At 64.1% G+C, this 13,111-nt stretch carries 12 protein-coding genes; 10 read left to right on the top strand and 2 right to left on the bottom strand.

All coding sequences use genetic code 11. From position 1 onward, the window contains the following. Nucleotides 1-54: 54 nt before the first annotated feature. Nucleotides 55-1,455 (bottom strand): trehalase family glycosidase, encoded by a 1,401-nt coding sequence (locus NX862_RS11130; protein WP_264493992.1) that lies wholly within the window; start codon nt 1,453-1,455, stop codon nt 55-57. A 153-nt stretch (nt 1,456-1,608) separates the two neighbouring features. Here NX862_RS11130 and NX862_RS11125 point away from each other — a divergent pair, with 153 nt between their 5' ends. From NX862_RS11125 to NX862_RS11080, 10 genes are all read left to right on the top strand, one after another. Then, the gene (locus tag NX862_RS11125; protein ID WP_264493991.1) at nt 1,609-3,744 is read left to right on the top strand and encodes a malate synthase G; all 2,136 of its coding nucleotides are present in this window, start codon (nt 1,609-1,611) and stop codon (nt 3,742-3,744) included. A 149-nt stretch (nt 3,745-3,893) separates the two neighbouring features. Beyond that, nucleotides 3,894-4,790, top strand: a complete 897-nt coding sequence (locus tag NX862_RS11120; protein WP_264493990.1) for a 2-dehydro-3-deoxygalactonokinase — start codon at nt 3,894-3,896, stop codon at nt 4,788-4,790. 2 nt (nt 4,791-4,792) lie between these two features. Then, nucleotides 4,793-5,395: a 2-dehydro-3-deoxy-6-phosphogalactonate aldolase gene (locus NX862_RS11115; protein ID WP_264493989.1), complete on the top strand. Its 603-nt coding sequence runs from the start codon at nt 4,793-4,795 to the stop codon at nt 5,393-5,395. After that, nucleotides 5,392-6,246 (top strand): SMP-30/gluconolactonase/LRE family protein, encoded by an 855-nt coding sequence (locus tag NX862_RS11110; protein ID WP_264493988.1) that lies wholly within the window; start codon nt 5,392-5,394, stop codon nt 6,244-6,246. Before NX862_RS11115 ends, NX862_RS11110 begins: the two co-directional genes overlap by 4 nt. A gap of 7 nt (nt 6,247-6,253) precedes the next feature. Continuing rightward, the gene (locus NX862_RS11105) at nt 6,254-8,179 is read left to right on the top strand and encodes a beta-galactosidase (protein WP_264493987.1); all 1,926 of its coding nucleotides are present in this window, start codon (nt 6,254-6,256) and stop codon (nt 8,177-8,179) included. After that, nucleotides 8,176-8,733, top strand: coding sequence for an SIS domain-containing protein (locus NX862_RS11100; protein WP_264493986.1), 558 nt, complete (start codon nt 8,176-8,178; stop codon nt 8,731-8,733). The genes NX862_RS11105 and NX862_RS11100 overlap by 4 nt, the downstream gene beginning before the upstream one ends. A 120-nt stretch (nt 8,734-8,853) precedes the next feature. After that, on the top strand, nt 8,854-9,627 hold the full coding sequence (locus tag NX862_RS11095) for an ABC transporter ATP-binding protein (protein WP_264493985.1): 774 nt from the start codon (nt 8,854-8,856) through the stop codon (nt 9,625-9,627). A gap of 44 nt (nt 9,628-9,671) precedes the next feature. Then, nucleotides 9,672-10,439: a transporter substrate-binding domain-containing protein gene (locus NX862_RS11090; RefSeq protein ID WP_264493984.1), complete on the top strand. Its 768-nt coding sequence runs from the start codon at nt 9,672-9,674 to the stop codon at nt 10,437-10,439. Continuing rightward, nucleotides 10,439-11,176, top strand: coding sequence for an ABC transporter permease (locus NX862_RS11085; protein ID WP_264493983.1), 738 nt, complete (start codon nt 10,439-10,441; stop codon nt 11,174-11,176). Before NX862_RS11090 ends, NX862_RS11085 begins: the two co-directional genes overlap by 1 nt. Nucleotides 11,177-11,208: 32 nt before the next feature. Further along, nucleotides 11,209-11,949, top strand: a complete 741-nt coding sequence (locus NX862_RS11080) for an ABC transporter permease (RefSeq protein ID WP_264493982.1) — start codon at nt 11,209-11,211, stop codon at nt 11,947-11,949. A 310-nt stretch (nt 11,950-12,259) separates the two neighbouring features. Here NX862_RS11080 and NX862_RS11075 read toward each other — a convergent pair whose 3' ends face one another. After that, nucleotides 12,260-13,099: an ABC transporter permease gene (locus NX862_RS11075; RefSeq protein ID WP_264493981.1), complete on the bottom strand. Its 840-nt coding sequence runs from the start codon at nt 13,097-13,099 to the stop codon at nt 12,260-12,262. Nucleotides 13,100-13,111: the final 12 nt, after the last annotated feature.

Raw genomic sequence — 13,111 nt, 5'->3', positions numbered from 1 at the left:
CAAGGTTCTAGCAAGCTGGAACGAAAATTCCAGTGCAATTCGGGTCAGGCGGGATCAGACGGGGTCCGTCAGGTCCAGATAGACCCCATTCGACCACCCAAACCCGTCTTGGAGCGCATATTCCCCGCCACCCGAAGGGCCGGTGGGGTCCATCACATTGTATTTCTCGACGAATTTGCCCGTGGCGCGGAACACGGCATCGCAGGTCGCCAGCCAGCGGCGGCGCAGGTCTTCGGCCTCGGCGTGATACCCATAGCGCCGCAGCCCCTGCAGCGCGATCCATTGCAAGGGCGCCCAGCCGTTCGGCGCGTCCCATTGCTCACCCGAGGTGACATCGCTGGTCAAAAGCCCGCCGGGGGCCCAAAGATGCGCCTTCATATGCGCCACCGTCTGCGCCGCCTGCGCCTGGGTCGCAGCCCCCGCCCACAGCGGAAACAGCCCCGCCGCCGAGGTGAAATCCGTGGGCCGCCCCGTCGCAATCTCGACATCGCGGAAGAACCCGCCCGCGAAAAACCGCTCTTGCAAGGCCTGACGCCGGGCCTTGGCGGCCGTGGCATAGACCTCTTTCCCGGTCGCCTCGAACAGGATCTCTTCGTTGACCAGCAGGATGGAATTCAGATCGACCGCCCAAAGCTCATGCGCGCGGATCGTTTCCAGCCCCCCCGCGCCATACCAGCGCGCCGAGAAGTCCCAACCGCTTTCACAAGCCGCCCGCAGGTTCAGGAAATAGGTGGCGCTGCCGCCGGTCGTCAGGTCATGGCCCAGCATCTCGACCCGCGGCGCCTGGGATTCGTCGGCATAGGCGGCAAGGCCATCCACATGGCGGCGGTCACGAAAAAACTGATACTCCGCCTCCATCTCGGGGCCGAATTCGGCATAGGCGGCGGTCAGGTTGCCCGTCGCCCGGCCATAATCGCGCACCATGGAGGGGAAAAACGGCGGCTGGCTGCGCGTCAGGAAATAGGTCCGAAAGCCGTTCGGGATATGGCCGAAGGTGCCAATCGACCAGGCGAAATTGCGCAGCATGTCGGCCACGAGCGCGTGACGCCCGGTCTTCAACAGCCCCAGTTGCGTGAAATAGCTGTCCCAGTAATAGGCCTCTTGGAACCGGCCCCCCACCACGACATAGGGATGCGGAAGCGGGATGCGACTTGACCTTTCGGTCCGGTCAGGACCCCGGGTCAGATGCGGCCACAGGGCCTGCAGGTGCTGCAAGGGGCCATGCGCCGGATCGGTCCGATAGGCCGCCTCTGCGCGTGAAACCGGCGCGAACCAGCGGGCGAAAAAGGCCTTCAGGTCGACCGCCCCCGCCCTTTGCGCCTCGTGATAGGCCCAGACGATCTGATCGGCAGGCGCCAAAAGCACGGCATCCGAGATCACCTTGCCATCGGGCCACAGCCCCGACAGATGCAGATCGGTGAACAGATCGCCCAAAGACTGGTCAGGATATTCCATGGCGCCCCCTTGTGGCGCGGTCTTACCACCCGCTGCGCCCAATTCAAAGCGCTTTGAGCCGATTTTTCGGATTGGATTGATACGGCTTCGCCCCAAGCCCCCGCTTGCGACCCCGCCCGATCCCTGTTCAACTGCCCGAAAATGGAGGGTCACATGGCACGGGTCGAACGCAACGGGTTGCAGGTCGATGACATTCTGGCGGGGTTCATCGAGACCCGCGCCCTGCCCGGTTCAGGCACCGAGGCCGCGGCCTTTTGGGCAGGATTTTCCGCGCTGATCCATGAGCTTGGGCCGAAAAACCGCGCTTTGCTGGCCAAGCGTGAGGCGCTGCAAGAGGCCATCGACCAATGGCATATGTCGCAGCGCGGCCGCACCCATGACCCCGCCGCCTATCTGTTTTTCCTGCGCCAGATCGGCTATCTGCAGCCCGAAGGTCCGGCCTTCCAGATCGAGACCGAAGGCGTCGATCCGGAAATCGCCAAGATCCCCGGGCCGCAACTGGTCGTCCCCGTCACCAATGCCCGTTACGCGCTGAACGCCGCCAACGCGCGTTGGGGCAGCCTTTATGACGCGCTTTACGGCACCGACGCGCTTGGCACGCCGCCCAAGGGCCCCTATGAACGCGGCCATGGCGCGCGGGTTGTCGCGAAAGCCCGGGTTTTCCTGGACGAGGCCTTTCCGATTGCGGGGGCCAGCCATGCCGATGTGCGGCGCTATCATATCCGCGACGGAGCGCTTCTGATCGACGACCTGCCCCTGATGCACCCGGCGAAATTCGCGGGCTTCAAGGGCAATCCCAAGGCGCCGGATTCGGTTTTGCTGGTCAACAACGGGCTGCATGTCGAACTGGTCTTTGACCGCGCCCATCCGATCGGCGCGCGCGATCAGGCGCTGCTGGCCGATGTGGTGATCGAAAGCGCGGTCTCGGCCATCATGGATTGCGAGGATTCGGTGGCCTGTGTCGACGCCGCGGACAAGGTGGGCGCCTATGAAAACTGGCTGGGCCTGATGCAGGGCACCTTGACCGCAAGCTTCGACAAGGGCGGCCATCCCATGACCCGCCGCCTGAACGAGGACCGGACCTTCACCGCCCCCGATGGCGGCACCAAGGTGCTGAAGGGCCGCGCTTTGCTGTGGGTGCGCAATGTGGGCCACCTGATGACCAACCCCGCCATTCTGGACCGTGAGGGGCGCGAGGTCCCCGAGGGGCTGATGGATGCCGCCATCACGGTGCTGATCGCCAAACATGATCTGCGCCGGACCGCAGGGGCGCGCAACTCGCATCGCGGGTCAGTCTATGTGGTGAAGCCCAAGATGCATGGGCCCGAGGAAGTGGCCTTTGCCGTGGAAACCATGGCCCAGGTCGAGGCCTTCCTTGGCCTGCCCGCCAATACGGTCAAACTGGGGATCATGGACGAGGAACGCCGCACTTCGGTCAACCTGAAAGAGTGCATCCGGGCGGCGAAATCTCGGGTGGCTTTCATCAACACCGGCTTCCTGGATCGCACCGGGGACGAAATCCACACCTCGATGGAGGCGGGTGCGTTTTCCCGCAAGGATTTCATCAAGCGCAAGTCCTGGATCGGCGCCTATGAAAACCAGAATGTCGATATTGGGCTGGAATGTGGGCTTTCGGGGCGGGCGCAGATCGGCAAGGGCATGTGGGCCGCGCCCGATCTGATGGCGGCCATGCTGGAGCAAAAGATCGACCATCCCAAGGCCGGGGCCAATTGCGCCTGGGTGCCCTCTCCGACCGCCGCCACGCTGCATGCGCTGCATTACCACCGGATCGACGTCTTTGGGGTGCAAGCGCGGCTGGCCAAGGGCGGGCGGCGGACCTATGTGGAAACCATCCTGGAAATCCCGCTGGCCGCCTATCAGAAATGGACGCCCGACCAAATCGCGCGTGAGGTGGAAAACAACGCCCAAGGCATCCTCGGCTATGTCGTGCGCTGGGTGGATCAGGGGGTGGGCTGTTCCAAAGTGCCCGATATCAACGACATAGGCCTGATGGAGGACCGCGCGACCTGCCGTATCTCGGCCCAGCATATCGCGAACTGGCTGCATCACGGGGTGGTCAGCGCAGGGGACGTCGAGGCCGCCTTGCGCAAGATGGCGCTTGTGGTCGACCGGCAGAACGCGGGCGATCCCCTGTATGTGCCGATGGCGCCCGCCTATAACGGTGTGGCCTGGAACGCGGCGCGCGATCTGGTCTTCAAGGGGCGCACGCAGCCTTCGGGCTATACGGAACCGCTGTTGCACGCCGCGCGCCTGGTGAAAAAGGGCTGAGACCCGGGCTGAGCGGTGGAAGCATGACCCTTCACGCTTTGGACGCGGCCCTGCGGGGGAAGTTTAGTAAAATTTTCCCACCCCTTTGGGAAACACTTGCCCTGACCGCGATGTCAGGGCAAAACTGCGCGAGCTAAAAGGGGGGCAGAATGAAACCTTGGATTGCCGTCGATTGGGGCACGTCGAACCTGCGGGCCTGGGCCATGGGACCCGATGGTCCCACAGCCCATGGCGAAAGCCCCAAGGGCATGGGCAAACTTGCCCCTCATGAATTCGAAGCCGCCCTGTTGGAGCTGGCAGAGCCCTGGCTTGCCCCCAAGGATGCCGGTGAAACTCTGGTCCTTGCTTGCGGCATGGTCGGCGCGCGTCAAGGCTGGCGTGAGGCCACTTACCGCGCCGTCCCCTGCACCCCCACCGATGCGCATGGCCTGATCCGGGTTGCGACCCAGGACCCGCGCCTGGATGTCCGCATCGCCCCCGGCCTGAGCCAATCCAAACCCGCCGATGTCATGCGCGGCGAAGAGACCCAGTTGGCCGGCGCCCTGGCGCTTTACCCCGGGTTCGACGGTGTCTTCTGCCTGCCCGGCACCCATTCGAAATGGGCCCATATCTCGGCGGGTGAGGTCGTCTCGTTCCAGACCTATATGACCGGAGAGCTGTTTGCGCTTTTGTCGGGGCAATCGGTGCTGCGTCACTCCATGGCGGATGGCTGGGACGACACGGCCTTTGATGAGGGCCTGTCCGAGGCCCTTTCCCGCCCTGACCGCATCGCGGCCCGGCTGTTTTCCCTGCGCGCCGAGGGGCTGTTGCACGCCCTGCCCGGTGCCCATGCGCGCGCCCGGCTTTCGGGGCTCTTGATTGGCATCGAACTGGCGGGCGCCAAGCCCTATTGGCTGGGCCAGCCGGTCAAGCTGATCGGGGCATCCACGCTTTCGGCCTCTTATGCCCGGGCCTTGGCCACCCAAGGCCTGACCGCCGAAATCCTTGACGCCACCGCCTGCACCCTTGCGGGGCTTGCGGGCTTGCGTCTGAACCTGGAGACCTGAACTTGCGCAACATCATCGCCATCCTGCGCGGCCTGACCCCGTCCGAGGCCCTGCCCATGGCCGAGGCGCTGATCGCCGCCGGCATCACCCGCATCGAAGTGCCGCTGAACTCGCCCGATCCGATGAACTCCATCGGCCAGATGGCACGGGCGTTCAATGCCCAGGCCCAGATCGGCGCGGGCACGGTTCTGACCGTGGAACAGGTGGCGCAGGTGCAGGACGCGGGCGGCACGCTGATCGTTTCCCCCAATGCCGACGCCGAGGTCATCGCCGCGACCAAGGCGCGCGGCATGGCAAGCTGGCCCGGCGTCATGACCCCAACCGAATGCTTTGCCGCGCTGAAGGCTGGCGCCGATGGGCTGAAAATCTTCCCGGCCAGCCTGATCGGCCCCGATGGCGTCAAGGCCATGCGCGCCGTCCTGCCCAAGGGCACGCAGGTCTATGCCGTCGGCGGCGCAGGCGCCCATAACTTCGGCCAATGGATCAAGGCGGGCTGCGACGGCTTTGGCATCGGCACCGCCCTTTACACCCCCGGGCTGACGGTGGCCGAAGTCACCGCCCGCGCCCGCGACATCGTCACCGCATATGATGAGGCCCTGAAGTGATCTACGACGACCGCATCAACACCCTGGGCGAGGGGATCATCTGGCACCCGTCGCAACTGCGCCCCTTCTGGTTCGACATCCTGGGGCGCAAGTTGCGCTCGGTCGATGGCAATGGGCCGCGCGAATGGGACTTCCCCGGCATGGTTTCGGCCATGGGGGCGGTGGGCTATTACATCTCGATCGTGGCGGCCGAGGATGGGGTTTACCTGATGTCGCTGGAAACCGGCGAGACGGAACTCCTGGTGCCCATCGAGGCCGACCGGCCCGACATGCGCAGCAACGACGGCAAGGTCGACCGTCAGGGTGGCTTTTGGATCGGCACCATGGCCAAGGCGGGCGACCGTCAGGGCAAGGGCGCGATTTATCGGCTGTATAAGGGCGATACGCGCAAGATCTATGACGGCGTTTCCATTCCCAATGCGATCTGCTTTGCCCCTGATGGCCGCACCGGCTATTTCGCCGACACGATGGCGCAGACGGTGTGGAAAGTGGCGCTGGACGAAGCGGGCTGGCCCTGTGCCGAACGCGAGGTCTTTCTTGATTTCACCGGCACCGAGATTTACCCCGATGGCGCGACCATCGACGCGGCCGGCAACTTCTGGAACGCGCAATGGGGGTCGGCGCGGGTCGCCTGTTACTCTGCTGCGGGCGAATTCCTGAGGGAAATCAAGGTGGATGCGCCCCATACCTCATGTTGCGCCTTTGGCGGTCCGGGGATGGCGACGCTGTATGTGACCACCGCGCTTGAAGACATGTCCCCCGAGGCTCTGGCCCAATATCCCGACGCCGGCAAGGTCTTTGCCTTTGAAGGCGTAGGCGAAGGCCTCGACGAACCGAAATTCCTGCCCTGAGGCCCTGATGAAACGCGCGCTTGGTGTCTGTTACTACCCCGAACAATGGGACGAGGCGGTCTGGCAAGAGGACGCCCGCCGCATGGCCGACCTGGGCCTGACCTATGTCCGGATCGCCGAATTCGCCTGGAGCCGGATGGAGCCGGAACCCGGCCGCTATGACTGGGACTGGCTGGACCGGGCGATAGAAGTCTTGGGCGCCAAGGGGTTGCGGGTCGTTCTTGGCACACCGACGGCGACGCCGCCGCGCTGGATGCTGGACAAATGGCCCGACATGCTGGCGGTCGATACGCTGGGCCATCAACGCGGCTTTGGCTCGCGCCGGCATTACGACTTTTCGCACCGCGGCTATCGGCAGGATTGCGCGAAGATCGTCACGGAAATGGCTGTTCGCTATGGGAAAAACCCCCATGTCGCCGCCTGGCAGACCGACAATGAATATGCCTGCCACAAGACGGTGCTGTCCTATTCCGACGCCGCCAAGACCGCGTTTCAGGACTGGCTGGCGCAGCGTTACCAATCGGTCGATGCGCTGAACCGCGCCTGGGGCAATGTCTTTTGGTCGATGGAATACCGCGACTTTTCCGAAATCGGCTTGCCGAACCTGACCGTGACCGAACCCAACCCGGCCTGGGTCATGGACTTCCGCAAATTCGCCAGCGAAGAGGTCGTCAGCTTTAACCGGCTGCAAACCGACATCATCCGCAAACACTCACCGGCGCCGATCTCGCATAACTACATGGGCCAAGTCACCGACTTCGACCATTTCGACCTGGGCGACGATCTGGAGATTGCCACCTGGGACGCCTATCCCATCGGCTTTCTGGGCGACCGGGGTTTTGCCAGCGATGCCCACAAGCGCCACTTCCTGCGCCAAGGCGACCCCGACTTCCAGGCCTTCCACCACGACCTCTACCGCGCCGTGGGGGCGCGGCGGTCGGGCAAGGACCAGGTCGGCGGCCGCTGGTGGGTGATGGAGCAACAGCCCGGCCCGGTGAACTGGGCGCCCTGGAACCCCGATCCCCTGCCCGGCATGGCGCGGCTTTGGGCCTGGGAGGCCTTTGCCCATGGCGCCGAGGTGGTCAGCTATTTCCGCTGGCGTCAGGCGCCCTTTGCGCAGGAAACCATGCACGCCGGTATCCTGCGCCCCGACAGCGCCCCGGCTCCGGCTTATGAGGAAGTCGCCCGCGTCGCCCGCGAGCTGAAAGACCTCCCCGATGTCGCAGGCGCCCGCGCCCAAGTGGCGCTGGTCTTCGACTACAAATCCGATTGGGCCTGGACCACGCAGCCCCAGGGCCGCGATTTCAGCTATTTCCGCCTGGCCTTTGACACCTACCGCGCCTTTCGGCGGCTGGGGTTGGACATCGACATCCTGGCCCCCGACACGACCGATCTTTCGGCCTATCAGATCGTGGCCCTGCCCGGTGTGGCGACCCTGACGCCGGCCATGAAGGCGGCCCTGGCCGACTACACGGGGCTGGTCCTGGCGGGCCCCCGGACCAATGCCAAGACGGAAAGCTTCGCCACCCCCCTCCCCCTGCCGCCCAATCTGCCGGGGCTGGAGGCGACGGTGGCGCGGGTCGAATCCTTTCCCCCCGATGTGACCGTGCCCCTCGCCTTGGGTGGCCATTTCAAACATTGGCGCGAAAAGGTGGAAACCGCCCATGTGGTCGAAATGACCCAAGACGGCTTTCCGGCCCTGGTGCGGCAAGGCAATGTCCATTACCTGTGCGGTTGGGCTGATGACGAGGCTTTGGACCGCATCGTCACCACGATGGCCAGTGAACGTAAGCTTAAAATCCAACACATGCCGCAGGGGCTGCGCCGCAGGACCTCTGGTGACTGGACCTTCCTGATCAACTACAATCCTCATGCCGTCACCCATGACGGTGTCACCATCCCCGCCGCGGATGTGCATTGGAGCCGGTCATGAGCCTTCCCGATCTCGCCACCGCCGCCGCCCTGGAATTGGCCCAGGGCGCAGCGGCCATCTCGGCCGCCGATTTCCGCATCCTGACCGAAACCATCGCGTCAGCCCGGAAGATCGTGGTCTATGGCTGTGGGCGGGAAGGGTTGATGATGCGGGCGCTGGCGATGCGGCTGTATCACCTGGGGTGCGATGTGCATGTGCAGGGCGACATGTCCTGTCCGCCTGTCGGGCGCGGCGACCTGCTGTTTGTGGCCTCCGGTCCGGGGCGGTTGGCGACGGTCAACGCCCTGATCGCCCAGGCGCGCGGCGCGGGGGCCAAGGTCGCCTGCATCACCGCTGAGCCCGACGGCCCCGATGCCCGGGCCGCCGATGTGCGCATGGTGATCCCGGTGCAGACCATGGCGCGCGACCAATCGGCGCCCTCGTCCATCCTGCCCATGGGGTCGGTCTTTGAAGGCACGATGTTCCTGGCCTTTGAACTTCTGGTCCTGACCTTGCGCGACCGCCTGCAACAGGGCGCCGACCAGATGCGCGCCCGCCATACGAACATGGAATAGGCAGGCCGGGGGCCTCGCGCCCTGCCCACAGGGTGCCGACAAAATAATCGCTTGCACAATCCCGCGGCCTTGGGTCAACTGCCTGAAACGGCAGAGACATGCCGGTGCGGGGAGTTCTGAATGACATCTGCGATATCGTCGCAGCCTGACGCCATCCGTGTGACTGGCTTGCACAAGAGCTTTGGCAGCCACGAGGTGCTGAAAGGCGTTTCCCTTACGGCACGCGAAGGCGATGTGGTGGCGATCATCGGCGGCTCGGGTTCGGGCAAGTCGACCATGCTGCGCTGCATCAACTTCCTTGAGACCCCCTCGGGCGGTCAGATCGAGGTTGCGGGCGAGGCGGTCAAGATGAAGCCCGATGGCGCGCCGGCCGACCGCAAGCAACTGGAACGCATCCGCCAGAGCCTGGGCATGGTGTTTCAGAACTTTAACCTCTGGACCCACAAGACCGTGCTGGAGAACCTGATCGAGGTTCCGGTGCATGTGCTGAAGGTCCCCAAGGATCAGGCGATTGCCCGCGCCCGCAAGCTGTTGGACCGCGTGGGTCTTGCGGCCAAAGAGGACGCCTATCCCGCCTTCATGTCGGGCGGCCAGCAACAGCGCGCCGCCATTGCCCGCGCGCTGGCCATCGACCCCAAAGCCATGCTGTTTGACGAACCCACAAGCGCCCTTGACCCCGAACTGGTCGGAGAGGTGCTGCAGGTGATCAAGGGGCTGGCCGACGAGGGCCGCACCATGATCCTTGTGACCCATGAGATGCGCTTTGCCCGTGAAGTGGCAAGCCATGTGATCTACCTCCACAATGGGGTGATCGAAGAAGAAGGCCCGCCCGAAGAGCTGTTCGGCGCGCCCAAATCGGAACGGCTGAAGCAGTTCCTGAAAACCGTGGGCTAAGGCCCCAAAAATCCGTCCAAAAGACGTCCAACAAGGAGACTCCCATGAAAAAGATCCTTCTCGCCACCGCCGCGGCCCTGGCTTTGGGCACCGCCGCCCTGGCCGAGCCCGTCAAGATCGGCGTCGCAGCCGAGCCCTATCCGCCCTTCACCTCGCCCGACGCTTCGGGCAACTGGGTGGGCTGGGAGGTCGATTTCATGGTCGCAATCTGCAAGCAGGCCGCGATTGAATGTGTGATCACGCCGACGGCTTGGGATGGCATCATCCCCGCCCTGACCTCGGGTCAGATCGACGTCATCATGTCGTCGATGTCGATCACGGCGGAACGCGCCAAGACCATCGACTTCTCGGACAAGTATTACAACACCCCGGCGATGATTGTCACCGCCAAGGGTTCTGGCATCACCGCCGATCCGGCCGGTCTGACCGGCAAGATCATCGGCGTCCAGGTTGCCACCACGCATGAGGCCTATACGCAGAAGTATTTCGCCCCGGTCGCGGCCGAGGTCAAAACCTATCAGACCCTGGACGAACACAATCAGGATCTGGCGGCGGGCCGTGTTGATGCGGTCATGGGCGACTCGATTGCCATGGACGCTTTCCTGAAGTCGGAAGCCGGCATGGCCTGCTGCGAAGCGGTCGGCGCCGTGGCCGATGACGCCGAGATCTTGGGTGCAGGCGTCGGCTTTGGTCTGCGCAAGGGCGATCCGCTGCTTGCGACGCTGAACGAGGCGATCAAGGCGATCCGCGCGGATGGCACCTATGACGCCATCTCGAAGCCCTATTTCGACTTCGACATCTACGGCAAGTAATGGCCTGTCCCCCTGTCTCGCAACTGTCAGCCTTTGACCTGCTTGGCCTCGGCGAATGTGGCTGGGGGGACACGCTGCTTCTGGGCTTTGGCAACTCGATCCTGATTGCGCTTGGCGCCTATGCGCTTGGCTTCGGGATCGGGGTGGCCGGCGCCTTTGGCAAGCTTTACGGCGGCCCGGTCACAAAGGACATGGCCGCCGTTTACACGACGCTGGTGCGGGCGGTGCCCGAACTGGTGCTGATCCTGATCCTGTATTACGCCGTGCCGGGGCTGTTGAACCAGGCGCTTGTGGCCATGGGCCGCGAGACCATCGTTCTGCCGCAGTTCCTGACCGGGGTTGTGGTGCTGGCCTTTGTGCAGGGCGCCTATCAGACAGAGGTCCTGCGCGGCGCCATCCTGGCCGTGCCCCATGGCCAGATCGAGGCCGCGCGCGCCATGGGCATGTCGCCCCTTCTGGTGGCGCGGCGGGTGATCTTTCCGCTGATGACCGCCAATGCCGTCCCGGGACTGGGCAACCTGTGGCTGAACGCCACCAAAGATACCGCGCTTTTGGCCGTCATCGGTTTTGCCGAGCTGACCAAGGCGACCTTTCAGGCCTCGTCGACGACCAAGGCGTTTTTCGTCTTTTATCCGGCCGCCATGGGCCTTTACCTGCTGATCTCGCTGGTTTCGATCCTGGGCTTCGGCCAGATCGAGAAATGGGCGCGGCGCGGCCAACGCGATGTGAGGGGCTGATGGCGGGGTTCTGGAAACCGCACCGGGTGGGAATGGCCGTCGTGGCCCTGGGTCTGGTGGCGCTTGCCGTGATCTATGGCCGCTGGGAGTGGCTGGCCAATCCGAAGTATCAGATGCTGTTCGTCAAGGGCATCTGGCTGTCGATCTGGCTGACGGTGGTGACGATGTGCGTCGGCATGGTGCTGGCGATCCCGATCGGGTTGGCCCAGGCCGTCGGCCCCTGGTATCTGGCCGCCCCCGCCCGCGTGTTCTGCACCGTGATCCGCGGCACACCGCTGCTGATGCAGATCTGGCTTTTGTATTATGGGCTGGGGTCGCTGTTCCCCGGCACCTGGGTGCAGAAAAGCGACCTCTGGCCGATCCTGCGTCAGGCCTGGCCCTATGCGGTCGTGGCCCTGTCGCTGTCCGTCGCGGGCTATGAGGGCGAGGTCCTGCGCGGCGCCTTCAAATCCGTGCCCCATGGCCAGCTTGAGGCCGCCAAGGCCATGGGCATCCCGCGCTTCACCCTCTTCCGCCGCATCTGGCTGCCCCAGGCACTGCAGCGCGTCTTGCCGACGATTGGCGGCGAGACGGTGTTGCAGCTGAAATCGACGCCGCTGGTGTCGACCATCACCATCATGGAGACCTATGCAGTCGCCGGCCGCATCCGCCAGGACACGTTCATCATCTATGAGCCGCTGTTGCTTTTGGCGGTGATCTATATGTGCCTGACCGGTCTGATCGTGCTGCTGTTCCGCTGGTTCGAGGCACAAACCCCCAGCCGCACGGCCTGAAGACACGCCGGGGCTCATGCCACTTGTTTCTCGAACCAGTGGCGAACCAAGCGGCATACCCCGGACCCCGCCTGGAGGTACCCACGGGCCCCCTCCAGACCTCCCCGTGAGTATTTATGTCAGTATGAAAGACGAAGGGCGCCCTTTCGCATCGGCGCCCCCGTCCATTCATCTTTTCCCAAATATCCACGGGGTTTCCAAAGGGGGATGTATCCCCCTTTGGGCGGGGGGTCCGGGGGGCTGCAAGCCCCCCGGCTTCCTCCGGGAGGTTTCGCAGGCATTTCATGCCTGCAAAACCTCCCGGACCCGCTCAGGCGATTTCGGCATCCGAGGCGCGGCGCCCTTCTTCTTCGCGGGCGGCCTCAAGTGCGGCCTGCCTGCGGCGGCGCAGTTCATAGACCAGCGCCGCAATCAGCGTCAAAGCGATCAGCATGAAGGCCAGCGCGTTGATCGAAGGCGTGATCCCCGAGCGCACCTTGGAAAACACATAGACCGTCAGCGTGTTCTGCGTGCCGCGGGTGAACAGCGTCACGTTGAAGTTCTCGATCGACTGAAAGAAGGCAATCGCCGCCCCTGCCCCGATGGCCGGGTAAAGATGCGGCAGAAGGATGCGCCGCAGCACCTGATTATGGGTCGCCCCAAGGTCCAGCGCCGCTTCCTCAAGGTTCTGGTCAAAGCTTTGCAACCGCGCCAGCACCAACAGCATCACAAAGGCCGCGATATAGCTTACCTGGCCCAGAACCGACAGATGCAGCCCCACCGGCACCGAAAGCTTGTTCCAGAACAGGATCGTCGAAATCCCGATCACGGCCCCAGGCGCCAGGATCGGCGCCACCATGAAGAAATACAGGACGGACCTGGTCATCCCCGTCACCGAGTTGATCAGGATCGCCCCCGCCGTCCCCAGCGGCACGGCCAAGGCCACTACCGCCAAAGCCACCCAGATCGTGTTGCCGAAGGACGTCCACATCGTGCCGTCGTTCCACAGCTCGATGAACCATTGCCAGCTGAAGCCCTTCCACGGATAGACCGAGGGCGTCTTGTTGTTGTTGAACGCCGCCCCCGACATGATCACCAAAGGCACCAGCAGATAGAACAGAAAGCTGCCCATATAGAGGTGATACAGGACCTTGCGCATTTTATCGGTCATCATCTCCCCTCC

This window comes from Stagnihabitans lacustris (genome assembly GCF_025950525.1).
Classification (GTDB): domain Bacteria; phylum Pseudomonadota; class Alphaproteobacteria; order Rhodobacterales; family Rhodobacteraceae; genus Stagnihabitans.
The sequence above is the reverse complement of the archived record's forward strand: the minus strand, read 5'-3'. Positions and strand labels throughout refer to the sequence as shown.

What these genes read in the sequence shown, in the direction of transcription:
- NX862_RS11105 (WP_264493987.1), top strand. Translation starts at nt 6,254, where the DNA reads ATGAAACGCGCGCTTGGTGTCTGTTACTACCCCGAACAATGGGACGAG.
- NX862_RS11100 (WP_264493986.1), top strand. Translation starts at nt 8,176, where the DNA reads ATGAGCCTTCCCGATCTCGCCACCGCCGCCGCCCTGGAATTGGCCCAG.
- NX862_RS11085 (WP_264493983.1), top strand. Translation starts at nt 10,439, where the DNA reads ATGGCCTGTCCCCCTGTCTCGCAACTGTCAGCCTTTGACCTGCTTGGC.
- NX862_RS11125 (WP_264493991.1), top strand. Translation starts at nt 1,609, where the DNA reads ATGGCACGGGTCGAACGCAACGGGTTGCAGGTCGATGACATTCTGGCG.
- NX862_RS11090 (WP_264493984.1), top strand. Translation starts at nt 9,672, where the DNA reads ATGAAAAAGATCCTTCTCGCCACCGCCGCGGCCCTGGCTTTGGGCACC.
- NX862_RS11095 (WP_264493985.1), top strand. Translation starts at nt 8,854, where the DNA reads ATGACATCTGCGATATCGTCGCAGCCTGACGCCATCCGTGTGACTGGC.
- NX862_RS11120 (WP_264493990.1), top strand. Translation starts at nt 3,894, where the DNA reads ATGAAACCTTGGATTGCCGTCGATTGGGGCACGTCGAACCTGCGGGCC.
- NX862_RS11130 (WP_264493992.1), bottom strand. Translation starts at nt 1,455, where the DNA reads ATGGAATATCCTGACCAGTCTTTGGGCGATCTGTTCACCGATCTGCAT.
- NX862_RS11080 (WP_264493982.1), top strand. Translation starts at nt 11,209, where the DNA reads ATGGCCGTCGTGGCCCTGGGTCTGGTGGCGCTTGCCGTGATCTATGGC.
- NX862_RS11075 (WP_264493981.1), bottom strand. Translation starts at nt 13,099, where the DNA reads ATGACCGATAAAATGCGCAAGGTCCTGTATCACCTCTATATGGGCAGC.